Source organism: Desulfosporosinus lacus DSM 15449 (assembly GCF_900129935.1).
GTDB classification, from domain to species: Bacteria; Bacillota; Desulfitobacteriia; order Desulfitobacteriales; family Desulfitobacteriaceae; genus Desulfosporosinus; species Desulfosporosinus lacus.
In genome coordinates, this window is sequence record NZ_FQXJ01000008.1 from 44,321 (window position 1) to 67,195 (window position 22,875).

The 22,875-nt window shown below is 41.7% G+C and carries 20 protein-coding genes; 16 read left to right on the top strand and 4 right to left on the bottom strand.

What is annotated here, in order from left to right; all coding sequences use genetic code 11:
• Window positions 1-104: 104 nt before the first annotated feature.
• The gene (locus BUB11_RS12345; RefSeq protein ID WP_073030070.1) at window positions 105-293 is read right to left on the bottom strand and encodes a hypothetical protein; all 189 of its coding nucleotides are present in this window, start codon (window positions 291-293) and stop codon (window positions 105-107) included.
• A gap of 339 nt (window positions 294-632) precedes the next feature.
• Between BUB11_RS12345 and hcp the strand changes: the two genes are divergently transcribed.
• The 6 genes from hcp to BUB11_RS12375 all read left to right on the top strand — a co-directional run bounded on the left by hcp (window position 633) and on the right by BUB11_RS12375 (window position 8,135).
• A complete protein-coding gene (hcp, locus tag BUB11_RS12350; RefSeq protein WP_073030071.1) occupies window positions 633-2,273 on the top strand; it encodes a hydroxylamine reductase in 1,641 nt (546 codons plus the stop codon).
• Between the two features lie 206 nt (window positions 2,274-2,479).
• Window positions 2,480-5,050, top strand: coding sequence for a molybdopterin-dependent oxidoreductase (locus BUB11_RS12355; RefSeq protein WP_073030072.1), 2,571 nt, complete (start codon window positions 2,480-2,482; stop codon window positions 5,048-5,050).
• Complete coding sequence (locus BUB11_RS12360) at window positions 5,047-5,733, top strand: 4Fe-4S dicluster domain-containing protein (protein ID WP_073030073.1); 687 nt, start codon at window positions 5,047-5,049, stop codon at window positions 5,731-5,733. The genes BUB11_RS12355 and BUB11_RS12360 overlap by 4 nt, the downstream gene beginning before the upstream one ends.
• A 14-nt stretch (window positions 5,734-5,747) precedes the next feature.
• Window positions 5,748-7,001, top strand: coding sequence for an NrfD/PsrC family molybdoenzyme membrane anchor subunit (gene nrfD, locus BUB11_RS12365; RefSeq protein WP_073030074.1), 1,254 nt, complete (start codon window positions 5,748-5,750; stop codon window positions 6,999-7,001).
• Between the two features lie 96 nt (window positions 7,002-7,097).
• The gene (locus BUB11_RS12370) at window positions 7,098-7,748 is read left to right on the top strand and encodes a superoxide dismutase (RefSeq protein ID WP_073030229.1); all 651 of its coding nucleotides are present in this window, start codon (window positions 7,098-7,100) and stop codon (window positions 7,746-7,748) included.
• A gap of 207 nt (window positions 7,749-7,955) precedes the next feature.
• The gene (locus tag BUB11_RS12375) at window positions 7,956-8,135 is read left to right on the top strand and encodes a hypothetical protein (protein ID WP_073030075.1); all 180 of its coding nucleotides are present in this window, start codon (window positions 7,956-7,958) and stop codon (window positions 8,133-8,135) included.
• 63 nt (window positions 8,136-8,198) lie between these two features.
• Here the strand turns inward: BUB11_RS12375 and BUB11_RS12380 are convergent, their stop codons facing one another.
• Together BUB11_RS12380 and BUB11_RS12385 are read right to left on the bottom strand one after the other, a co-directional pair.
• Window positions 8,199-9,950, bottom strand: a complete 1,752-nt coding sequence (locus BUB11_RS12380; protein ID WP_073030076.1) for an aldehyde ferredoxin oxidoreductase N-terminal domain-containing protein — start codon at window positions 9,948-9,950, stop codon at window positions 8,199-8,201.
• The gene (locus BUB11_RS12385; RefSeq protein WP_073030077.1) at window positions 9,950-10,360 is read right to left on the bottom strand and encodes a 4Fe-4S binding protein; all 411 of its coding nucleotides are present in this window, start codon (window positions 10,358-10,360) and stop codon (window positions 9,950-9,952) included. The genes BUB11_RS12380 and BUB11_RS12385 overlap by 1 nt, the downstream gene beginning before the upstream one ends.
• 240 nt (window positions 10,361-10,600) lie before the next feature.
• On the opposite strand from BUB11_RS12385, the gene BUB11_RS12390 reads away from it, so the two are divergent.
• The 4 genes from BUB11_RS12390 (at window position 10,601) to BUB11_RS12405 (ending at window position 13,712) form a co-directional block, all read left to right on the top strand.
• On the top strand, window positions 10,601-10,921 hold the full coding sequence (locus BUB11_RS12390) for a heavy metal-binding domain-containing protein (RefSeq protein ID WP_073030078.1): 321 nt from the start codon (window positions 10,601-10,603) through the stop codon (window positions 10,919-10,921).
• 122 nt (window positions 10,922-11,043) lie between these two features.
• Window positions 11,044-11,994, top strand: coding sequence for a metallophosphoesterase family protein (locus BUB11_RS12395; RefSeq protein ID WP_073030079.1), 951 nt, complete (start codon window positions 11,044-11,046; stop codon window positions 11,992-11,994).
• A 145-nt stretch (window positions 11,995-12,139) separates the two neighbouring features.
• Window positions 12,140-12,799, top strand: coding sequence for a GDSL-type esterase/lipase family protein (locus tag BUB11_RS12400; RefSeq protein ID WP_084110270.1), 660 nt, complete (start codon window positions 12,140-12,142; stop codon window positions 12,797-12,799).
• A 7-nt stretch (window positions 12,800-12,806) separates the two neighbouring features.
• Window positions 12,807-13,712 carry an Fpg/Nei family DNA glycosylase gene (locus tag BUB11_RS12405; RefSeq protein WP_073030080.1) on the top strand — a complete coding sequence of 302 codons (906 nt, stop codon included), beginning with the start codon at window positions 12,807-12,809 and terminating at the stop codon, window positions 13,710-13,712.
• A gap of 236 nt (window positions 13,713-13,948) precedes the next feature.
• Here BUB11_RS12405 and BUB11_RS12410 read toward each other — a convergent pair whose 3' ends face one another.
• A complete protein-coding gene (locus BUB11_RS12410) occupies window positions 13,949-14,254 on the bottom strand; it encodes a LapA family protein (protein ID WP_073030081.1) in 306 nt (101 codons plus the stop codon).
• Window positions 14,255-14,423: 169 nt separating this feature from the next.
• Here BUB11_RS12410 and BUB11_RS12415 point away from each other — a divergent pair, with 169 nt between their 5' ends.
• The 6 genes from BUB11_RS12415 to ehuC all read left to right on the top strand — a co-directional run bounded on the left by BUB11_RS12415 (window position 14,424) and on the right by ehuC (window position 22,873).
• A complete protein-coding gene (locus BUB11_RS12415; protein ID WP_073030082.1) occupies window positions 14,424-15,485 on the top strand; it encodes a GerMN domain-containing protein in 1,062 nt (353 codons plus the stop codon).
• Window positions 15,486-15,518: 33 nt separating this feature from the next.
• On the top strand, window positions 15,519-16,679 hold the full coding sequence (locus BUB11_RS12420; RefSeq protein WP_073030083.1) for a metallophosphoesterase family protein: 1,161 nt from the start codon (window positions 15,519-15,521) through the stop codon (window positions 16,677-16,679).
• Window positions 16,669-19,095 (top strand): coiled-coil domain-containing protein, encoded by a 2,427-nt coding sequence (locus BUB11_RS12425; RefSeq protein ID WP_073030084.1) that lies wholly within the window; start codon window positions 16,669-16,671, stop codon window positions 19,093-19,095. The genes BUB11_RS12420 and BUB11_RS12425 overlap by 11 nt, the downstream gene beginning before the upstream one ends.
• Window positions 19,096-19,350: 255 nt before the next feature.
• Window positions 19,351-20,778 carry a LysM peptidoglycan-binding domain-containing M23 family metallopeptidase gene (locus BUB11_RS12430; RefSeq protein WP_073030085.1) on the top strand — a complete coding sequence of 476 codons (1,428 nt, stop codon included), beginning with the start codon at window positions 19,351-19,353 and terminating at the stop codon, window positions 20,776-20,778.
• Between the two features lie 476 nt (window positions 20,779-21,254).
• A complete protein-coding gene (ehuB, locus tag BUB11_RS12435) occupies window positions 21,255-22,139 on the top strand; it encodes an ectoine/hydroxyectoine ABC transporter substrate-binding protein EhuB (protein ID WP_073030086.1) in 885 nt (294 codons plus the stop codon).
• A gap of 92 nt (window positions 22,140-22,231) precedes the next feature.
• Window positions 22,232-22,873, top strand: a complete 642-nt coding sequence (ehuC, locus tag BUB11_RS12440; protein WP_073030087.1) for an ectoine/hydroxyectoine ABC transporter permease subunit EhuC — start codon at window positions 22,232-22,234, stop codon at window positions 22,871-22,873.
• The last annotated feature ends 2 nt before the right edge of the window (window positions 22,874-22,875 follow it).

Consider the following 22,875-nt stretch of genomic DNA (forward strand, 5'->3'; position numbering starts at 1 on the left):
ATAAAATGGTAATCGCTTACCGACAAGCCTTTCAATAATGCGGGTTTCCGCCGTTTACAATATAGACGAACAAAAGACCCCTCAACTGACGTTGGGGTCTTCGTTTATAATTGGATTACTCTCTTGTTGCTAAGATGCTTTGTAGTCGCTTGTTTAGGCGTCGAGAAATACTTAGCCGCAATTTCGTTAATACGTTTATTGAACGCCGCACAAGCCGCCGTGCTTGGTTGATTAATTTCGATAACTTTTATCGTCAAAACCTTCTTCGTCGTTGCCTTTGCCTTCTTCGCCATTACCGTCCCAAAGAACCAACGAAGAATAACCAACTAAGAAGAAGGTAAGTCATTAATCATATTGATAGAAAACTCTATTGACGAAAAGGAACGAAGGAATTCCGGCAACCCGTAGGACTTCACAAGGGGCGCTATGACGCCGCCTAAGACGTCAGAACAATTAGGCGACGAAAGTCGTCTTTTTTCTTTGCCAATTTATCACGTTGGAAATGTGACCCAAATCACACATAGGCGCAGCTTATGATGATAGGATACAAACATAACAAAGAACGAACGAACCGCAGACGTCGGCGGTATGTTGGTAAAGATTATATTTTATGGGAAAGAAAGGATGAGTAAATGATGTTTTGTTATCAATGTCAGGAAACAGCAAAAGGAACCGGTTGCACCATAAAAGGGGTATGCGGAAAAACCGAAGATGTCTCTAATTTGCAAGACCTTTTAATCTACACTTTAAAAGGAATTGCCATCTATGCGGTTCAAGCTCGGGAACGTTATCTTGTTCGCAAAGATGTTGAAAAATTCATTATGGAAAGCCTTTTTAGCACAATTACCAACGCTAACTTTGATAGAAGCCGTTTTGTAGAGCGGATTCAAGCAGGGCTGAAGCTTCGCGAAGATCTTAAGCAAGCTGTTGTCAGAGTGGGCGGGACAATTCCAGCTGACTTACACGATGCAGCCACTTGGATGGCTCCTGCTGAGGAGTTCGAAAAGAAGGCATCGTTCGTGGGAATCTTAAGCACGGAAAATGAAGATGTCCGTTCTCTCAGAGAGTTGCTCATCTATGGTCTAAAAGGGATGGCAGCCTATGCTGAGCATGCTTATACTCTTGAGCATCAAGAAAGCGGTATTTTTGCCTTCATCGAAAAGGCTTTGGTCGCGACCCTGGATGATACACTGGAAGCCGGTGATCTGGTAGCGCTTGTCTTAGAAGCAGGGAAGTACGGTGTGGATGTCATGGCCCTTTTAGATAAAGCCAACACTAGGACTTACGGAAACCCAGAACTCACCAAAGTCAACATCGGAGTCAGAAACAATCCGGCTATTCTGATCAGCGGCCATGACCTGAAAGACCTGGAGGAATTGCTCGCTCAAACCCAAGGAACAGGCGTAGATGTCTATACTCATGGAGAAATGCTCCCAGCCCATTACTACCCGGCCTTCAAGAAGTATGACAATTTTGTCGGTAACTACGGCAATGCCTGGTATAAACAAGACAAAGAATTCGACTCCTTTAACGGCCCGGTTTTCCTAACCACCAACTGCCTCGTTCCTCCGAAAGAATCCTACAAAGATCGCATCTACACAACTGGGGTAGTTGGCTTTGAAGGGGTAAAGCATATCCCTGACCGCGCAGACGGAAAGGCCAAAGATTTCTCTGCCTTGATTGCCCATGCCAAGAGCTGTCCAGCCCCAACGGAAATTGAAACTGGCGAAATCGTTGGAGGATTTGCCCACAATCAAGTCATGGCACTGGCTGATAAAGTTGTAGATGCAGTCAAATCAGGAGCGATTAAGCGTTTCTTCGTTATGGCAGGCTGTGACGGCCGCATGAAGAGCCGGGACTATTATACCGATTTTGCCAAAGCTCTGCCTCAGGACACTGTGATCCTAACGGCAGGATGTGCTAAATATAAATACAATAAACTAAACCTAGGGGACATCGGCGGTATTCCAAGAGTGCTCGATGCAGGACAATGTAATGATTCCTATTCCTTAGCCGTAATTGCCTTAAAACTAAAAGAAGTCTTCGGGCTCGATGATATTAACCAACTGCCTATCTCCTATAACATTGCCTGGTACGAGCAAAAGGCAGTTATCGTGTTACTGGCCTTGCTCCACTTAGGTGTAAAGAATATTCACTTAGGACCAACCCTTCCGGGTTTCTTGTCCCCAAATGTGGTCAAAGTCTTAATTGAGAATTTCGGCATTGCAGGCATCTCCACTGTTGAAGATGATGTCAAAATGTTCATGGCATAAAGAAAACTTGGCTAGCGCCAAGAGGACACATTTTAGGTAAAGCAAGTATACGGGACTGCCTTCCACCGTGAAGGCAGTCATTTTACTAACATGTAGGTTTCTTATACTGCTTCTGGAGAAAAGTTTCACATAACAAATTCCTGGATTTTCTATTAGAGCAAATGATGAATAGTTAAGAAGGGAAATATCAAGTGGAGGTGCCCTTAATGGAAAAAAAGAATCTAAAGCTTTCTCGCAGGCAATTTCTTAAAGTAACAGCGGCTACAGGAATCTTGGCAGGGACAGTCAGTACAGCATCATTTATTCGACAAACTGTTGCCGCGCCTAAACAAGTTGACACTAATATAAACTATGTACGTACGACATGTTCTCCAAACTGCACTGGGGCATGCGGGATGAAGGCCCTGGTAGAGGATGGCCAAATCAAGTCAATCATCCAAGCTGCAGATTATCCGGAAGCTGAGTATAATCCTCGCGGTTGTCTGAAAGGGCTTTCCATGACTAACCTGATCTACGGTCCTGATCGTTTGCAGAAACCCCTCATTTTAAACGGAAAGCCAGGCTCAGGCGATTTTAAAGAGGCTTCTTGGAATGAGACGTTGGATTATACTGCCGGACGATTAAAAGAAATAGCTGATAAATACGGACCGGAATCTATTGGAGTACTCTTCCAAGTAGGGGGAACCGGATACGTTCAAAAAGGTGCAGTGAGCCGCTTAGCTACTTTAGCAGGCTGGACTATGCATCACGCTTATGATCAAAACGGAGACTTACCGATGTTTTGGCCCATGACCTTCGGGGTTCAAAGTGAAGAACTCGAGCCACGGGAATGGAATAATTCACGTTATATTATGATTTTTGGTTCTAATATTTTGGCAACTCGGATTCCCGATGCTCACTTTCTTCTTGAAGCAAGAAATCGTGGTGCTAAGATCTTGGCATTTGACCCTAATTTCAGCCCTACTGCAGCTAAAGCAGATGAATGGATCCCGATAAAAGCAAGCAGTGATGCAGCAGTTGCATTAGGCTTAGCCCGAGTGTTGATCGAAGAAACGCTGTATGACTCTGACTTCATCAAAACCTTTACAGACCTCCCGCTCCTCGTTCGCGTCGATAATGGCAAACGACTAAAAGCGGAGGATGTCAATGGGCTGGAAAAATTGTCTGATGTTCCAGCCTATCGAGAAGCCTATGTGGCCTATAATGGCCAGTTTATCGCTGTACACCCTGAAAAACTCGATCTTCCTTTAGATGTAATGATCGAAGGTGAAGTGGATGTAACTTTAAAAACAGGCCAAATCGTCAAAGTTAAACCCGCCTTTCAACTCCTCAAAGAAAGCCTTAATCAATACACACCGGAAGAGATTGAGAAACTCACAGAAATGCCTAAGGACGATCTGGTGAGGATCGCCCGGGAAATGGCAGGTAACAAACCGCTTCACGTCATCTATGGAGCCGGTAATTATCAGTGGTATCATGGAGACCTCAAGGGTCGAGCCTTAGCCTTATTGCCGGTTCTCACCGGGAATATTGGTAAATCCGGTGCGGGAATTTCTACTTATGCAGGTCAGTATCGAATTCGTTTTAAAGTCGCAGAATGGTGGGTTCCGGAAGGTAAGAAGCAAAACTGGCTGCCTTTTCTTTATGTCTTGCATGGTCCGACCAAAACAATGAAAGCTAAATGGCCCAAAAATGGGATTAAAGCACTTGTAGTGGGTTGGGGAAATCCCTTTGACCAGCATAACATGTCAAATAAACTTCGTGAAATGGTGGAAAAAGAGAAATTGGAATTTGTCGTAACCACAGATTTTCAAATGACAACCACATGCCAGTACAGCCATGCTGTTCTTCCTGCGGTGTCCTGGTACGAAAAAACGGATCTTGTGGCTACGCCGGTGCATCCCTATCTTCAACTGCAACAGCCGGCTGTTGATCCGCTATATGAAGGGAAGCCAGAGTTTTGGATTGTGCGAGAACTGGCTAAACGGCTGAATCCGGATTTTGAAAAGTATTTTTATCCTGACCTCGAACCGAATCAGGCAGCGGAAAAGGTCATCGAGCTTTTACTCAAAACCGGAGGGCCTGAGGTCGCTGATATCACTCTGGAACAACTTAAAAAAGGCCCAGTGCGCTTAAAGTCAGAAGTTCCCGGAGGGCGTCAAATACCGTTTTATGAACAAGTCCAACATAAAAAGCCGTTTCCGCCGGTCAGCCTGCCTGCTAAACTTGAGCAAACTGCTCAGTTTGTGAAGAGTGGACGGATAGAATTTTACAAAGATGAAGATCTCATGCTTCAGGCGGGGGAGGCGCTCCCAATACATAAGCCTCCTTTTGAGGAAAGCGAGTACGCCTTAAATCCGCTTGCTAAAGAAAAGTATCAGTTTTGCTACGTTACCCGTAATGCCATTTACAGAGTACACTCTACCCATTCGAACAATGTTTGGATGAATGAACTTCAAGATGGAAAGCCGAGAGTTTGGCTTAGTCCTGAGGATGGCAAAGCAAAGGGGATCAAAGAAGGGGACGAAGTCGAGATCTTTAATGATCGGGGGACGCTTAAGGCATATGCGATTATCGATCCGGGAGTTGGTCGAAAACAGGCAGTTTTTGAGCAAGGGTGGTGGAGCAGATATTTAAAAGGAGCATCCTATAATTCCTTAACTTATCCCTTTATAAAACCAACCCATGAATTATACTTTGTTCCGGGAATGTGGTCTCCAAATACTGCTTGGAATGAATGCCTTTGTGATGTAAGAAAGGTTGGTGAGGGTTTATGAGACTTGGGATGGTGATTGACCTGGATCGTTGTATTGGTTGCCGTTCTTGTGCGGTAGCCTGTAAATCTCACAATGCGCAGCCGCCTGGAACGTGGTGGAATAGAGTATTTACCCCTGGAGCTTCCTTTCATCAAGCTGCTGTGGGTAAAGATGGGGACTTGCAAATGGAATATCTGCCCGTATCCTGTCAAATGTGCGATAATCCGGCTTGCCAGAAAGTATGTCCTTCCGGGGCCACTTATACGGATGAGCGGGGCGTGGTTTTGATAGATTATGAACGCTGTATTGGTTGTCGGTACTGTATTGCTGCCTGTCCTTATGGAGTTCGTCAATATAACTGGGAAGATTCGAAAAAAGCTAAGGAGCGGGCAGGGTATGAAAAAGGGTATGAGTATGGATATCCTGCCGATTGTCGAGATAAGGATGGCAGGTTAGTTTACACGCCTAATCGACCAGTTGGTGTCGTAGAAAAATGTACATTCTGTGCGCAATACACCTCTAGTGGAGAACAACCTGCGTGCGTTAAGGGTTGTCCTGGAAAGGTCCGAATTTTTGGAGACCTCGATGATCCAAGCTCAGAGGTTAGTAAACTGGTTCGGAAACGGCAGACGGTTCGTCTAAAAGAAGAATTGGGTACTTCACCCAAAGTTTTCTATCTGGCAGCCACGAAGCCGATACGCTAAGGAGGTGGATTAACGTGAAAAAAAGTAATATTCTCTTAGGCTTGGCAGGTAGTTTAATCCTGATTAGTTTAGTCGCTTGGGGGTACCAAATATATAATGGGTTAATCGTGACAAATATGCGAAATTCGTTTAGCTGGGGCTTATATATTGCAACCTTCGCATTTTTTGTAGGGGTTGCAGCCGGAGGATTGATTGTTTCCTCTACCGTCTACCTTTTTAATATTGAAAAACTAAAACCATTTACTCGCATTGCATCTCTTTCAGCATTTGCCAGTATTTTAGGTGCTGGGGCCATGATTTTGCCGGATATGGGCCGGGTGGATCGGATCTGGAACATCTTTGTTTATCCAAATTTCAGATCTCCCTTGGTTTGGGATGTTATCGTCATCTCGGCCTACCTGCTGATCACGTTCTTAAGCGTCTATGTTCAACTTTTACCAGATCGGAAAAAGGAAGGAAGCAGGTTCCTTAACGGATGGACAAAAGCGCATTCTCAAGAAGAGGTTGAGGCATTCTCGAAAAAATGGTCTAAACGCATTGCGCTGGTTGGCTTACCTGTGGCCATTTTAATTCATACGGTGACAGCCTTGATCTTTGCCACTCAAGCTTCCCGAGGGTGGTGGAACACGGCGGTTTTACCTCCGGACTTTGTCTCTGTGGCAGTTGCCTCTGGAACCGCTCTGGTCCTTGTAATCGCCCTTCTCGCAGTGGGAAAAGAACAGTTTGATCAGCATAAGGGCGCATTTCAAATAATGGCGCTAATTGTTGCAGGTTCTTTGGTTGTGCATTTTTTCTTCGTATCAGTGGACTTGATTATCCACGGCTGGTGGGGGAGCACGGAAGCAAAGGAAATTCTTTCTCTTATTTTCGGTCATTATAGATATCTCTATGCGACAGAGCTTTTGTTCCCTGCCTTCACCATGGTGCTCTTCTTTACAGAAAAGGGTAAAAGGAGTTACAGGGTTCTGATGATCGGAAGTGTGTTGCTCTTTATTGGAGTTTTTGCTCATCGTCTAATGTTGATGTTTCCCGCCTTTAATGCTATTCCGCTCTCTTTGTCTATTCCAGGGGCGGGAATTGAAAGTTGGGCCTATCCTGTGGCCCTTGGTCAGCTGCAAGAAGGTATGCCGGTGTTTGTAAGTTCTTGGGCCTACACGCCAACCTTAGTCGAGTATGGTGTTACACTTTTACCATTTGGCTTGGTGCTCTTTGTTGTAACGGCAGCACTAAAAATGTATAACTTTCTGCCTCAAAAGCGCTCGATGTAGGTATTTCTTTACGAACTCGAACATAATGAAAAATATAAATATTTTGTTTAAAGGAACTTGGATTTTAAGGGACTTGGAGAGGAAGGGATTGGAGAGATGGAGTACTTAACGGTACCCCTTGGGCAGCACAGGTTACCAAAATTACCTTATTCATATAATGCGCTTGAACCCGTGATTAGCACTAGAGTACTAGAAATTCATCATAGTCAACATCATAAAGCTTATGTTGAAGGTTTGAATAAAGCTGAATTAAAGCTTGCCGAAGCGCGCCAAAAGAGAGATTACAGCCTAGTTAAACACTGGGAACGAGAAATCGCATTTCATGGATCAGGTCATATTTTGCATAGCATTTATTGGACATCAATGGCTCCTGCTGGGAGAAGATGGGAAACTCCGGGAGCCCAAACCCATAAATTAATCATTGATTATTTCGGAAGCCTCATTGCTTTTCAGGAGCAGTTCAGTGAAGGCGCCATAAGTGTGGAAGGGTCTGGTTGGACATCGTTAGTATGGCAACCTGGTTGGGGACGTTTAGAAATCCTAACAATCGAGAAACATCAGGACTTCTATCAGGCAGGGAGTATCCCCTTGCTTGTAATAGATGTATGGGAGCATGCGTATTATCTGGATTACCTATCGAAACGCAAGGACTATGTCAGGTCTTGGTGGCAAATTGTTAACTGGGCTGCAGTAGAAAAAAGATTGACCCTCGCTATGTCAGGACAAATGCCGCTAGTTATCAATTAGGAGTTATCAATATACAGTCCCGGACCATGAATCCATTAAAAAAACCTGGGAATCCAAGTTTAGAAATCCTAGGTTTTTTTGATTAGCCTTTGTACAAGATAGAAAAGTATTAATTTGAGTACTTACTTATACATAGAAAAATAGTTTAACTCAAAAGCTATGGACTAAACAGATAACTGTTTTTAAAGTATATGGAGGTGTTTGCTTGTGCGCAAATGGGAAGAACTGACAAGAGATGAGAAAGAGATTATTACAACGATGAAAACCCAGGGGATAGGACCTGATGAACTGCTAGAAAGGATGCGCAACTCTGGGAGAATGAGTGAGGAAGCTATTGAAGGTTTAAGGAAAGCTCTCGATGATGTAAGGCCGTTTCTAGTTCACTAGACATCGGATGTATAAAGAAACGGGTGTCCTCTCTGGGCACCCGTTTCTTTATTATGATATGGTTTAGATTTTTTCGGCAAGTAACTCTGAACATTTCTCGGCATACCGATTAATCATTCTTTCAACAATAGATGATTCCAAGAGACCATTCATGCTTGGAGTTTTAAAGAATCTTTGAGGTAATTTAACTTGCCGTGGATCGAACCCTAATTTTTCTTTGAGGCGCAACTTCATTGAGTAAATCCGTTTGGCAATCGTTGTCAGTTCGTCATCTGTAAGAAGATAGCCTGTAGCATTGAGAGCTTTCAGTACGGTTTCCCGGGTATACAATTTTCTAGCGAAAAGGCAGATAACGAGTGAATTTAATAGACATCGTTCAAGCTCTTCGTCAAAAAGGGTGTTGACGGCTTTGTTTTCGTCGAAAGTTTTCAGGGATTGGTCAACTGCGTAACCCGCATTGCATAAATGTGAGTGCCGAGCCCCTACGGTAAGACCGACTAAGTTGGCATATCCGGTGTGGTACCCAGGGATTTCATTCCCTGCAACCTGGAGGGCAAACCCTTCGCCGCCTAACTTTGCCCCGGCAAATCGGGTTCCTTCCCCCAGAGCTTGGTAAAAGGCATTTTTTCGAGCCGATAAATATAGGATGGCCTGATAATAGTTTTCCGTATTTCCATAAGTGAGAGGAAGTAGGGTTTCTGCTTCGGTTACGATCCCCTGAATTAAGCTCTCAGTTGCCCATGCCAAAGCCACACCTGCGGAAATGGCATCCATGCCTGTTTTTTCGACCGCTTCGATAAGCTGTAATACCTCATCAGTTTTGCTTATCCCAAGTAAGGCGCCCAGAGAATAAATCAGTTCATAGTCGTAGGCAACGCTCACGGATTCATAATCATAGCCGTCGTCGAATTTTCTCCGGAATTGACCAATGTGGATACATCCAACCGGGCAACCGGTACAAGCCAACTTCCGGACGAGGTTTTCTTCCGCAAAGGCTTCCCCGCTTATCTGCTCAGCATCATCAAAATGATTATCTGTCAAATTCTTTGTGGGCAAAGCACCTAAGGCGCTGATTGACTCTACATTGATCGATGTGCCCAAGTCATGATATTTTGCCATCAAGTCAGTTTCAGTAACTGATTTGAAAATTGTTTGGTAGGCACGAAAATATTCTTTAAAGTCTTTGATTTTTGTTGTCTTATCCCCAGTAACAGTAATTGCTTTGACGAGCTTGCTTCCCATTAAGGCACCAAGGCCAAGTCGTCCAAAATGTCGATAGGTATCAACACAAACGCTTGCGAATTTGACCATCTTTTCACCGGCTGGTCCGATCCGCAAAATGCTGCGCTTGCCGCTTCCTTCTTCGGAATCTCGAAGGAACTGGCCAACAACATCCGAATCCATTCCCCAGATTGGACGGGCATCTTTAATTTCAACGTTCCCTCCGTCAATGGCGATGTAAGAAGGGCGGGACGCTTTACCGCGAATCACAACTGCATCATATCCGGCCATTGATAAAGCTAAGGCCAGTCTGCCCCCCGCGTAGCTTTCCCCTAATTCCCCTGTCAGAGGGGAAATGAACATGGCCACTGTCTTAGTTATAAGTGGGTAGATGCCAGAGATTGCGCCAATTGCAAGAACCATAGGTTGTTCAGGGGCCAGGGGAGGGAGTTCCGGGCGCATAGTTTCAGCGAGCAATTTAGATGCTAGTCCGACTCCACCTAGATAAATGGCCAAATCTGTACGCTGCTTGATCTCGATTTTACCTGTAGCTAGGTCTATGTATAAAACCTTAGTGGCTTTTTCGTATAACATTACTGACCCTCCTCTAATAACCGTAAACATCCATGCGGGCAAAAGCGTGCACAAACACCGCAATGTTTACAGACAATGGGCCGCTTTGTGTCGAGGTCAAAATAAATTGCATCAACCGTGCAGGCAGCAACGCAACGTTCGCATCCAACACATTTTTCTTTATCTAACAAAACTCCTCCTGCTTGACGTTTTACAAGTGCTCCGGTCGGACATGCTTCTGCGCAGGGCACATCATCTTTGCACGCTTGACAGACTATCGCAATAAACTTTCCCGTAAGTCCTCCGCTTGTTTTAATTCGAATGGCACTTTTCATGATGGAATGGTCTTGCTGATTGACCGCGGCACAGGTTATCATGCATGAAAAACAGCCGATACAGCGGTTCATTTCAATTGCCCTTAATACTTTCATTGTCAGCCTCCAGTATAGTTCAGGTTTAAAGTAAAGGATAACCTCCATTTATAGAAGTGGAAGTCACATGATGGGATAAAGCTCTTATAATTCAAGTATACTACAATATTCTAGGTGCTTTATAGTTAATTGTACTTATTTCAATAATTTTTCGGATTAATAGATAATCCAATAAATTGTTAATACATGGATTATCGTCTATAATTATAATGTATTAGAAAACATAAGGGGGTTCAGTACATGATTCTAACAACCACACCGTCAATTGAAGGCCATAAAATTACTGCCTATTTCGGAGTGATTACCGGGGAAGCTATTATGGGTGCTAACATCATGCGCGATATTTTTGCCAGCATTACGGATATCATCGGAGGGCGCTCCGGGGCTTATGAAGAAAAACTGCAAGAAGCGAGACATATTGCTCTTAAGGAGTTAGAGGAACGTGCTGTAAGGTTAGGTGCCAACGCAGTAGTCGGTATAGACTTAGATTATGAAGTGATTGGTCAAAGCGGCAGTATGCTAATGGTCAGTGCCTCAGGGACAGCAGTAAACATAGACTAGTTATGTGAATTGGATATTTCGAAAATCATTATACCGGTTAAGGAATGTATTTACATCTTAACCGGTATGTTACGTTATAGCAGACTTTATTATAATCACTTTCGTTAAAGGATGGATACAGTATGAAGAAAATACTGCTTATACTATGTTTTATAATTTTATCTGGACTAACGCTATTTAATAATAAACAATTCATACCGCCAGACAAAGTTGCTAATTCACAGCAATACGAAGATGATCTGACGTTTGCTGTTTTAGGAGATGTTCATGGCAATAATGACAGCCTTCATAGAGCGATTAGAGATCTTTACAGTATAAATCCTGGGTTGGACGTTCTCATACTTAATGGAGATACGGTAGATCAAGGGATTAAAAAGCAATATGATGAGATAAAGCGAACTTTGTTTAAAACTAATTCTATGTTGCCTAAAACTATTATTAAAAATATAGGAAACCATGAATTTTTCAACTATGACATAGAAGTAAACAGTCCACAAGATGTAAAGACCTTTATAAATCGATACCTCGAATTCTCTGGTGAAGAAAAAGTATATCATGACACTTGGGTTGAAGGTTATCATTTTATATCCTTGGGGTCAGAAGACGGCAATTCTGAAACCCTCGACTCTATAAGAGCTTACATTTCTAATGAACAACGAAAGTGGCTGACCGATAAACTGGCTGAAAACTATGAAAAGGGTAGGCCAATGTTTGTTTTTCTTCATCAACCTTTAAACAGTAATCCTAACAGCGGATGGGTTGGATCTGATCAAAGTGATGAACTTAAGAAAATATTATCCCAGTATCCTGAGGTCATACTATTTTCATCACATACCCATGCTGATTTAACGGAGAAGGGTATTGTACTTAATCAACCATTTACTAAAGTACATACAGGTGCAGTACACTATACCATTGTAAGAAACGTTCAAGACCAAACCAGAACGAGAGAACCATTTATTAATGGCCTATATGTTGTTGTCAATGGTAATCGTGTCGTTATTAAAGGAAGAAATCTGAAAGAGGGGACTTGGATCTTTACTCAAGAACTCTATAGTCAGAATGCGCAATAGGATAAATGGGTCTTTTAGATAATAAGATCCGGTAACAGGTTTGATTGATACCGCTGCCGACTTAAGTAGTGATTTACTAAATTAATTAATTGTATCAACGATATCCATATTAGTTAGAAAAGATGAAGGAGCATTAGAACAAGCTATGAAAATTATTGCCATAGGGGATTCAATCACGGAAGGTTTTCCTTATACCCGAGAAGAGTCTTGGGTGACCTTCTTAGGCCAAGAACTTCATTGTGAGATAATCAATAAAGGCATAAATGGAGATTTGACCCAGAACATTCATGATCGTTTCGGACGAGACGTTCTTGCGTTTAACCCGACCCACGTTATTATCCTCGGAGGGACAAATGATGCCTATGCCAAATACCCTTTAGAAATTGTAAGTCCACATTTTACAGCAATGATAAAAATGAGCCGGGAACATGGAATTATCCCCATCATAGGCTTACCAATTCCTTCCTTAGCGGCAGACGACGAGTTTTTTCTCCAACAGTATCGAAATTGGTTGATAGACTGCGCAAAAATGAATAATCTCCCACTGATTAACTTTTATGCTCCTTTTCTCAAGCGCTTAGAGGCAGGCGAGGAATCGAAGCTTTTTGTAGATGAAGTCCATCCGAGTCTTGAAGGTTATAAGTTCATGGCTGAAATAGTTGAAAATGATTTATTTGTTGCGGAAGAAGTACCTGAAGAGTGGAAGGCGCTTGGGGCAGAACGTCTTTTACTAAACACGGCGCAGAATGCATTAATCCAGGCGACCGGTGGAATTATAAGAGCAGGAAAGGTGAAAGGGGATTGAGGACTTTATGCCTGAAGTTCCTGAAATGGAGATATATAAGAACTACTTGAACCAGTGGGTTAAAGACAAGAAAATCAATTGCGCTAATGTTTATCGAGCTAAAAGCGTTAACCTGGAAAGTAAGGAATTTTGCACGACAGTTATAGGGAAACAAATTAAGGGCATTTTACGTCAAGGTAAGTATCTTATATTTCAGCTTGATGATGGTCATTTTCTTCTCACTCACATGATGCTGGATGGAAGACTCTTTCTCATGACAATTGAATCTGAAACTCCGCAAGAAAATGGGGTAAGCAAAGCCATTGCTTTACAATCTGAAATATTGCAAAGCGATGCCGAGGATTTAAAACAAAGATTCAAGGATTTGCCGGGAAAAGCAAGTGTGGTATTCGGTTTATCAGATGGGTCGGTGCTCTTTTTTTGCAATCTTACTTTGGGCTACTTGCACTACCTTGGACAGGAGCAACTTGAGACAAAATTACGCGAATTAGGTAAGGATCCGTTAGATCCAAACTTCAGTGCCCAAAATTTCGCTCAATTACTAGAGGGGAAGAGGGGGATGATCAAGCCGTGGTTAATGAATCCTAAAAATATATCTGGAGTAGGCAATGCCTATTCTAATGAAGCATTGTTTAGCGCTGGCATTTTGCCCACACGGTTGATTTCAACAATAAGTCATCTTGAAAAAGTAAATCTGTTTAATTCCTTAGTTAACTGTATCAGAGAGTCTATCCGCCTTGGTGGGGACATGGAGGAACCATTTGCTTCCTGGGACGATTTTATTGGAGGGTATAATGCATATTTCAAAGCCTATGATCGGGCGGGAAAATCATGTTTAGTATGTGGAGAAACTATCCGGAAATCTGAAGTCGGGGGAAGAAATGCATTTTTTTGTCCTCACTGTCAAAGGTAGGATTTCTTAAGTTCCTGTAAAGTGAACTCGTTCAGCTAAAACTGAACAATGAGACAATCCATCAGCCGCCTTTTCAATAGAAGTTTGAGTAACCGACAACGACAACAAACGAGACAGAAACCTTTAGGGTATCTGTCTCGTTTGAATGTCATGACCTCCCGGATAATTCGACAGCCATTGATGGCTTAGTGCCACACTTGCCATCCATTTTCCGCCCCTTTTTTTCGACATCGAGATTAGACTTCGTTTTTATCCTTAGCATCAGTTGATTTCAAGGTTGAATTCTCTTGCAGGACAGGAAGGTCGTTATTCAGACTCTGATCCTTCGGGTGGTGTTTCGGCTTAAGCTTTAGTCTCAGTTCGCGCCAGATAGCTAAGAGGAGCATTATTAAAGCTCCCGCAAATGCCGAACCCAAGATTACCAGGACTAAAGGAACATCTTTAGTAACCCATAATAGCTGAATCGTTACTAAGTTAGCATTTTGGACAGCAAAAACCGCAATAAGTAATGAACAAATAAGGGACAAGATGAGTACAAACATCTGTTAACCTCCTCTTGTTATGATTTATTCGACTGCTATCATCCAGATTCCTGCAGTTATTTTACAGAATTCAACTTTATCCACTCTATCGTTCATCCTTGCTTCTGAAGTGTTACTTTTAGGATAGCTTCGTGCTATACTTACATCAAATAACCAAGGAGGCATAACAATGAAAAAGATAATTCTCGTCATGAGCTTATTATTTACGCTTGTTGTTTTAAACGGTTGCGCAAATAAGAACGATACTAAGCCAATTACTGAGGATGTTAAACCGCAAGAGAATAGTCAACCACTTACTGTCCAGGATTATTATCCCATTAAAGAAAATACGAATTATGTGTATGAGGGCAAAGGAATTGAATATGCCTCTTACAATGTTATGGTTGATTATATCGAAGGAAACCGTGTCCAGATAAGGTCTAACAATGGTGGAACAGAGACGGTTAAAGTACTTGAGATAAATGATGGCAAACTGACGGTTTTGTTTGCGAGAGGGGAAAGTTATTACCGAGAAAATCTAATCAAAAGTCCTGGCAATACAGAAGACGTTCTGTTGAAAGAACCATTAGTTGTGGGAACCTCTTGGATTTTGGCGGATGGCAGAAAACGGTCAATAACAAATTTGGAGGCAGAGATAACCACACCTTTAGGTACGTATAAAACGTTGGAAGTTACGACTGAAGGCAAGGATGATAAAACTCAAGACTATTATGCCCCAAATATTGGTCTCGTAAAATCTCTATTTACATCATCCGATGGATTCGAAGTCTCTTCTTCATTAAGCAAACTGGAAAGTAATGTACCACTGACTCAAAACGTTAAATTCTTTTATCCAAATGTAAATGAAGATAAGATCTATTCTGTAAATAAGAAACTTTCTTTTAAGACGAATGATCTAACAAAAAGTGTTTTGGAAAAGGCGTTTAAAGAATTACCTAATGGGGATATATCTAAGGTTTTAGGTCCCAATGCTAAGATTAAAAGTTTATACCTAAATAAGGACAACGTTGCCTATATTGATTTCACAAAGGAATTTACAAGTGAAATGAACGCCGGTTCCAGTTATGAAAGCATGATTTTACAAAGTGTCACAAATACAATCGGAAACTATTACGGGGTTGACAAAGTTTATTTAACTGTCGAAGGCAGTCCATATGCATCTGGACATTATATCATGGACAAAGGTGAGTTCTTTTCTGTAGATTTAAATAATACAGTAGAACTTCGTTGAACGATTCCTTTTGCTGGGTGAGGTGAAGAAGTTATGACTTCATGTCTGCGTTTCTTACAGTGTGCGGGTTTTCGTTTTGACAGTCCTTTCTGGGATGGGCCTGAGAGTTGGACGACATTTCGAAATCAAGATTTATGGCAGTCCTTTCAAGCGGTTCTTGAACTTTGCCAATCAGAAAAAATAGAGTTTCTCTTTCTGACCGGCGATTTATTTGAACAGGAATATGTTCGTAAGGAAACTGTCGAGCGGGTAGCCAGATCGCTGGCTAAATTAGAGGGGACGAGAGTTTTCATAACCCCAGGCAGAAGGGACCCACTGATTATTTCGTCTGCCTATCGACTAACGGTCTGGCCCAGCAATGTCCATATATTTTCAAGCGGAGTTACAAGTGTCAGAATCCCCTCTCATAATGTTACTGTTTACGGAGCGGGATGGACGGCTTATCATCAGGAAAGACCTTTCCTTGATAGTTTTCAACCGGTTAATGACGGCACGCTTCAGCTTATGCTTCTTCATGCAATGGTAGATTCAAATCGGAATAATGAAGGCTTTATTCCGATTCGACATGAACAGGTTTCTTCCAGTGGTTTGGATTACTTAGCCTTAGGTTCCCTTGAAGTTTGGAGTGGAGTTCAACAAGCTGGAAAAACAAACTGGGCAGATTGTGGATCACTTGAAGCCAGAAGTTTTCAGGATAACGGTCCGCATGGCGTGCTTCTTGGGGAGATTCAGAAAGATTCTTCTCGATTTGAATTTCGAGAACTGGGCCAACGTTGGTATATTGAAAAGAATTTCACAATCCAGTCTCAATCTTCTATTGAAGGAATTGCGGAGAAAATAATAGCAGAGACGAGCTTAGAAGAACGGCAAAAGAATCTCTACAGGATCAAGTTATCAGGAAACTTATTAGACGTTGAAGAGTTGGTTCAACCTTTGCAAAATCTTCTCATGACTCAGTTTCGCTTTGTTACAGTTCTCCCTTTAGAAGAGAGAACTCAGTCTCAATTAGAATTTTCGGTGCTTTCTAGAGAGAAGAGTATGGAGGGCTTCCCTACTCTTGAGAAAGTATTCGCTAATAAACTACAAGCACGCTTGATTAATACCGATGAATCGAAAATCAGTAATTACTGGGAGATAGTACAAAAAATCGGAATAACAGCGTTGGGGCAGGGACGGACAGTTGATGAGGATTGAAAGAATTCGGATTAAGAATTATGCTAGTCTGCGGGATGGTGACTGGATATTTCCGCTAGGTCCAGTATTAATTACATTTCAAGATCTAAGCCATCAGAAGTTATTTCGTGATCTTCTGCTGACCTTATTTTATGATCAGAAGGAATCACAATTATTAGGTCAAGGACCTGACTCATTGATCGAAGTGTGGATGTCTGGAGAAAGTGCTCGCTATAATATTCGGGTTGAATATCTCAAACAGGAAAATGAATTGAAGAGATATTCGAAAGTATTTGATGAAACCGGACAGACAGTTTGCCTGCCGGAAAATATGACCCTGGGGGAATATTTATTTAATGCGCAATTACAGGCTTTTTTACAAGGCGGAATTGTGCAATGGCCAGAAAGGGACCACCAGGATGAGCTTATTTCACTCATTAGCAACTTGAGCCAGGGTGGAGATGAGAGGCTTTCGTTGAGGAAAATGAGGGCTTCTCTTGCCGGAGCTCAAAAAAGAGTGAAAGAGCAAAGAGAAAGTATGGAACTTATAAAGGCTGAATATGATGACCTCAGGCTTGAATGGGAGACCATACATCGACAGCAAGAGGATGAACGGTTACTCCAAATAGAAATTAAAAATCTTCAAGAAAAGGAAGCAATTTTAATCGAGAGTATCGCCGCGACTACAAAAATTCAAATGCGCATAGAGTTGCTTAGGCAAAACCCTGATTATCGTGAATTACGTCAACTTCGAGATGAGATAAAGCAGTTAGAAGATCGCCGGCAATGTTTAGAGGCTGAATTGAAGTCTATTTCTGGTGAGTCATCAACGGATCAGATAATCGAAACCTTTCGTGAAGAATGCATGAAGTGGGCTTGTATTCAAAAAGAAGCAGAAAGCTTAGCTGATGAGGTACAGTTGCGCTCAAAACTAATTGATGAGACCCAAAATCTTCTGCTTACATCCGGCTATCAGCGATTTAAGGAAGACGAGGATTTGCAACTAAAGCTGGTAAGAGAGGAACGGAATGTTGCACAAGATAAGCTGAATAAGCTTATTCCCATAAAACAAGAGCTCGAAAAACTTGAAATTACAGCCTTGGAGGAAAACACTCTTTTTGCTGATTTGGCCATAATGTCTGACGTCACAGAGGCTGATATTAGCAGAATCGCGAAAAAAGAAAAGAAACTAGAACAGTGGCGGGGGTCTAAGGTTTTGGGCACTTTAGATCGGCTTTTACGGAAGCGTTTAGGGATGAAAAGGTATGATGAAATCTTATCATCTTATCTTCTTAATTATTACCAAAGGTATCTTGTGTCAGACTATCAGGAATTCACGAATAAACTCAAAAAATTTCATAATCAACAAAAACGGTTTCAAATAGTCCAAAGACAGATGGAAAAATTGCAAGAAAAAGTTGATCAAGAAAGTAAATTACTCAAAATTGTAAATTCCCGTAATGAAAGCTTAAAACAAGCTTTTACTGCGGTTAATGTTGCTGATTTTTCAGAATGGTTGCTAGGTTGGGCAGACTATCAGCAGAAGAAAAAGCAACTGTCGTTAGAACTTAACCAGATGAATCTAGCAGCAGAACAGAAGTTAATTCTAGAAAAAAATTTAGAGGAATACTCGGAACGTATGATTGAAAATTTAAAGAATTGGGGAATTCCGACGACTGATCGAGAGGAAGTGCTTGAAGCAGTATTCAAAGTGGCTAGACAGCTTCAAGAGAGAGATGAAGTTAAGCTGGAAATTGCTTTTTTATCGGAGCGTTTTGAAAGAAGGCTAGGTGATCGAGATATGGAGAAGATTTCAGATATCTTGGAACCTTTAGCGGAATTGGAACGTGAAAATCTCCTTTCTAATGAAGAAAGGCAGATGGAACTGACTTCTTGGGACAAAAGGCGAGTGGAAATGCGCCAAGAAATAGAAGATCTCAATCAACGGCTTCAGGGCATGCGCCGGAAAATAACTTCTTTGTCTGTTCTTGAGAAGAACATAGAACTCAGGAAAAGTCAGTGGACAGGGTATGAAGACTTACGCCATGCTTTAGACGATGCGCAGACCTTGTTGGAATTATCTTGGCAAGAATGGCAAACTAAATACGAAAAGACACTGAGTGAAGAAAAACAGTGGATTTTTGATCACAGTTTCCCTTCAGTCCCCTTTAAAATAGAAGGGGAGAGTGCAGCGAAAAGGAACTATTTTTCTTACCGTATGGCGGTTGCACAATTAGCGCTTACGCCTAATACCGAAATACCCTTATTATTCTCAGTTGAAAAAATAACTAATGAGGATCCGATTTTTTGGGAAGATGTAATACGATATCTTTATAATTTGTCATTTTCCAGACAAGTGGTAATTAGTACCACGGATCCTAATCAGGTTGAAAAACTTTCAAGTAAAGGTTGGCACCCTCTGTGCTTTGGAGCTTGAACCAATATATTGAAGCAAAACACTGAGATTACAATGAGGGTGGGTGGGTTAGAATAGAGAACTCAGCCCTCTTTTTTTTGTAAGAGGAAATTAATAATTAATATTTTGTTCTTGGTTCAAATATAAATAGTTTAGTATTTTCCAGATTAAGTTGACAATCAAGGCAGAATAATAGAAAATAATAGGGGATTAAGTCAATTAAGAATGATTGATATTCTAAATCAAATTTACCCAAATATAATTTAAGGGGGTTCTATGAAAAAAGTTGGCGATTTACCTGTAAAGCAATACTTAGAAAATCTAAAAGCTAAGATTTTCACAATAAAGAATATACCTTGGAAATCTCCAAGAGTTATAGGCGGATCTCTTGCTCTTTTGCTCCTTATGGGGAGTGGAATAGTTTATCTGAATTCAACCACTTCAGCTGTCTTTATTGTTGTAAATGAAGAAAAGATTGGCCTTGTCGCTGATCAAGATCAAGCTGGAGAAATGATCAATCAGATTCTCACTGAAAAAGGAGAACCATTCGGCATTGCAGCTAAAACTCATGATAGTATTACTTACTCTTCAGTTCGAATAAAGAATGCAGAGTTTAGATCTCTATCTAAGTCAGACTTAGCAGAAGACATTTCTTATTATGTTGATGGAGTTATGTTAAAGGTCAATAAAGAACCAATCTTTGTTCTGGCCAATGCTGAAGACGGAGAGAAATTGCTTAAAGATTTTCAAGAGTACTACACAAAGCCGAGTGATAAAAATCAAGTATCATCTGTCTCTTTTGAAGATGAAGTAGAAACACAACCGGTAGAGGCTCCCTTGGAACAAATTGTCTCCTACGAGCAAGCCCTAGAAAAGCTTAAACAAGGCAATTTGCAAAAAGTGGAATATACTGTTCAGGAAAAGGATTCTTGGTGGCTCATAGCACGGAAAAACGATATGAAGACAAAAGAAGTTTTAGCCAGTAATCCAGGGACAAATGAAGATACCATTCTTAAACCTGGGGAAAAGATCATGTTGGACAAGATTTCGCCTTACATAACAGTCGTAAGTGAAGGAGTCCGCACGGATACTGAAACGATACCTTTTGATGTAGTCACTGAAACTGACACAAGTTTGCCGAGCGGAGAAACGAAAGTTAAGCAAGCCGGAAGTGATGGACAAAAGGAAGTTCAATATGCTTACGTCCAAAAAAATGGTCAGGTGGTTACCCAAACCGTTAAAGATGAAAAAGTACTCAAAGAAGCTGTTTCCCAAATAATTGAGAAAGGGCCGCAACGTGTTACTGTTGCCTCTTCTCGAGGTAGTGGGAGCATTGTTTCCGGGCTGTCATGGCCGCTAAGAGGACCGATAACTTCTTACTTCGGATATCGTCATTCTGAATACCATACAGGCATTGATATTGATGGTGATCAAGGCGATCCGTATACATCTGCAGGTGCTGGTAAGGTTGTAAGTGCTGGATACAGTGGCAATTATGGTTACACCATTACCATTGATCATGGCAATGGTGTTATGACACGCTATGCCCATTCTACCAAACTTTTAGTTTCCTCAGGACAGAGCGTATCTAAAGGGCAGACGATTGGTTTAGTGGGATCAACTGGCCGCTCAACTGGCTCACATCTCCATTTTGAAGTAATTGTCAATGGAGACACAGTTAATCCACTTAATTCTTTGCGTTAGCATTTTAACAAGGAATATAAGAGTCTTAGGCACATTTTAAAGTAGTGCCTAAGACTTTTTTTGTGTTATCGCCCAACTTGAAATCATGTCACCCTCTATTCTTAGCAAGCACTAATTTTGAATGTCCTGTTCGAGTCTGGACAATGCATTGTGGAAGTTTAACCTTGACACTCCGACAACTTATCTGTTATCATTGGGTTGTCAGTAAAATAATGTTTGCCTTTAAGGCTGAATTTCCCAAAAGGAAAACGAGGGAACCGCTTTTAGGGTTAGGCGCCCAAAAGTTGGGTATTTAATGCTTAGACCCCTGAGCCAATCAACTTCGTAAGCGGTTTGTATCATTTTAATGCGTTTTTTTCCTTTGGGAACCGAAAAGGGTTCTCTTTAATTTTGCCTTTGCTTGCCATACTTTGTTTATGGCAAAGAGCGGGGAATCTGAAACTTTAATTTAGTATAATTTGGAAGGAGATTGAAAAATGAAACAATTTAAAAGACTTCTCGCTGTTACGTTAGCTTTGTCCCTTTTTGGATTAGCAGGTTGTGGAGCATCGGGGACTGAGAGTAATGCTAAATCTGCCTTAGAAACCGCAAAGGAAAGAGGATATGTGGTTGTTGGATTTGCCAATGAAAAGCCTTATGCATATCAAACACCAGACGGAAAGCTTACTGGAGAAGCTGTTGAAGTTGCCAGGACAGCTCTCAAAAATATGGGTATTAATGAAATGAGAGGAGAATTAACTGAATTTGCTTCTCTGATCCCCGGACTTAATGCCAAGCGCTTTGACATGATTACTGCTGGTATGTTCATTAATCCGGAAAGAGCAAAAGAAGTAGATTTTGCTAATCCTGAGTACAGTATTGGAGAGGGGATTGCCGTTAAAAAAGGAAATCCGCTTAATATTCACAGTTACGAAGATATCGCAGCTAATCCCAAAGCAAAAATAGCCGTTCCTGGAGGAGCGATTGAGTATGATTATCTCCTAAAATCTGGAGTTCCACTGAAGCAAATTATGACTGTTCCGGATATGCCAGCTGCCTTATCCGCTCTCCAATCCGGACGTGCCGATGCCCTTACTGCCACTGGACCATCTGTCCAAGCAACGCTTGAAACTGCAAACAATCCAGATTTAGAAAGAGTCATGGACTTTAAGCAACCGATTATTGACGGCAAAGAAGTCCTAGGTTATGGTGCTACAGCCTTCCGCAAAGAAGATAAGGATTTCCGTGAGGCTTTTAACAGTGAACTTGAAAAGCTCAATAAATCCGGTGAATTACTGAAGATCATTTCTCCCTTCGGATTTACCGAACAAGAGTTGCCTGGTGATAAAACGGCTGAAGAGTTAAGCAAAGCCGCAAGCTAGTTAATTCCTAGTCAATTGCGCCAGTGAATAAACTTCTAAGAATACTGAAAAGTGCTTGCTAAAACCTTTCCGAAAGGGGTCGGTGTAAACCTATGTGGTTTGATATTCTCCCTTCTTTCTGGGAGGGAACAAAAATAACAATTGAACTAACGCTATTCTCCGCTGTCATTGCCTTTTTTCTCGCTTTTGCGGCAGGATTTGGCCGGCTTTCAAAATTCAGAGCAGTCCGCTTGCTAGCTGCAACCTATGTCGAGATTTTTAGAGGAACATCCTTGTTTGTTCAACTCTTCTGGATATACTTTGCTTTGCCGTTGTTCGGAATTATGTTACCAAAAATGGTCGCCGGTGTATTGGCGCTCTCCCTTAATGCAGGCGCCTATGGGTCTGAGATTGTGCGCAGTACTATTATTTCTGTGCCTAAAGGACAAACGGAAGCAGCTATTGCCCTTAATATGACCCCTTGGCAAAGAACCCGGTTGGTTATATTGCCACAAGCTTTAGTAATGATGCTTCCAGCCTTCGGCAATCTAATAATCGAATTGCTTAAAGGCACTGCACTTGTGTCCCTGATAACCCTTTCAGACTTAACATTTGTTGCTACAGTTCTCAATTCCTCAATTATGCGACCAACCGAAATATTTTCAGTCTTGTTAATCATCTATTTTGTCATCTCCCTGCCCTTCACTAAAGGGATTCAGTGGATTGAACACAGGTTATCTGCGGGGAGGTATTAAGT

Bases quoted from the DNA above. Each gene is read 5' to 3' on its own strand.
- BUB11_RS12345 (WP_073030070.1), bottom strand. From the start codon at position 293: ATGGCGAAGAAGGCAAAGGCAACGACGAAGAAGGTTTTGACGATAAAA.
- hcp (WP_073030071.1), top strand. From the start codon at position 633: ATGATGTTTTGTTATCAATGTCAGGAAACAGCAAAAGGAACCGGTTGC.
- BUB11_RS12355 (WP_073030072.1), top strand. From the start codon at position 2,480: ATGGAAAAAAAGAATCTAAAGCTTTCTCGCAGGCAATTTCTTAAAGTA.
- BUB11_RS12360 (WP_073030073.1), top strand. From the start codon at position 5,047: ATGAGACTTGGGATGGTGATTGACCTGGATCGTTGTATTGGTTGCCGT.
- BUB11_RS12370 (WP_073030229.1), top strand. From the start codon at position 7,098: ATGGAGTACTTAACGGTACCCCTTGGGCAGCACAGGTTACCAAAATTA.
- BUB11_RS12380 (WP_073030076.1), bottom strand. From the start codon at position 9,950: ATGTTATACGAAAAAGCCACTAAGGTTTTATACATAGACCTAGCTACA.
- BUB11_RS12385 (WP_073030077.1), bottom strand. From the start codon at position 10,360: ATGAAAGTATTAAGGGCAATTGAAATGAACCGCTGTATCGGCTGTTTT.
- BUB11_RS12390 (WP_073030078.1), top strand. From the start codon at position 10,601: ATGATTCTAACAACCACACCGTCAATTGAAGGCCATAAAATTACTGCC.
- BUB11_RS12395 (WP_073030079.1), top strand. From the start codon at position 11,044: ATGAAGAAAATACTGCTTATACTATGTTTTATAATTTTATCTGGACTA.
- BUB11_RS12400 (WP_084110270.1), top strand. From the start codon at position 12,140: ATGAAAATTATTGCCATAGGGGATTCAATCACGGAAGGTTTTCCTTAT.
- BUB11_RS12405 (WP_073030080.1), top strand. From the start codon at position 12,807: ATGCCTGAAGTTCCTGAAATGGAGATATATAAGAACTACTTGAACCAG.
- BUB11_RS12410 (WP_073030081.1), bottom strand. From the start codon at position 14,254: ATGTTTGTACTCATCTTGTCCCTTATTTGTTCATTACTTATTGCGGTT.
- BUB11_RS12415 (WP_073030082.1), top strand. From the start codon at position 14,424: ATGAAAAAGATAATTCTCGTCATGAGCTTATTATTTACGCTTGTTGTT.
- BUB11_RS12420 (WP_073030083.1), top strand. From the start codon at position 15,519: ATGACTTCATGTCTGCGTTTCTTACAGTGTGCGGGTTTTCGTTTTGAC.
- BUB11_RS12425 (WP_073030084.1), top strand. From the start codon at position 16,669: ATGAGGATTGAAAGAATTCGGATTAAGAATTATGCTAGTCTGCGGGAT.
- BUB11_RS12430 (WP_073030085.1), top strand. From the start codon at position 19,351: ATGAAAAAAGTTGGCGATTTACCTGTAAAGCAATACTTAGAAAATCTA.
- ehuB (WP_073030086.1), top strand. From the start codon at position 21,255: ATGAAACAATTTAAAAGACTTCTCGCTGTTACGTTAGCTTTGTCCCTT.
- ehuC (WP_073030087.1), top strand. From the start codon at position 22,232: ATGTGGTTTGATATTCTCCCTTCTTTCTGGGAGGGAACAAAAATAACA.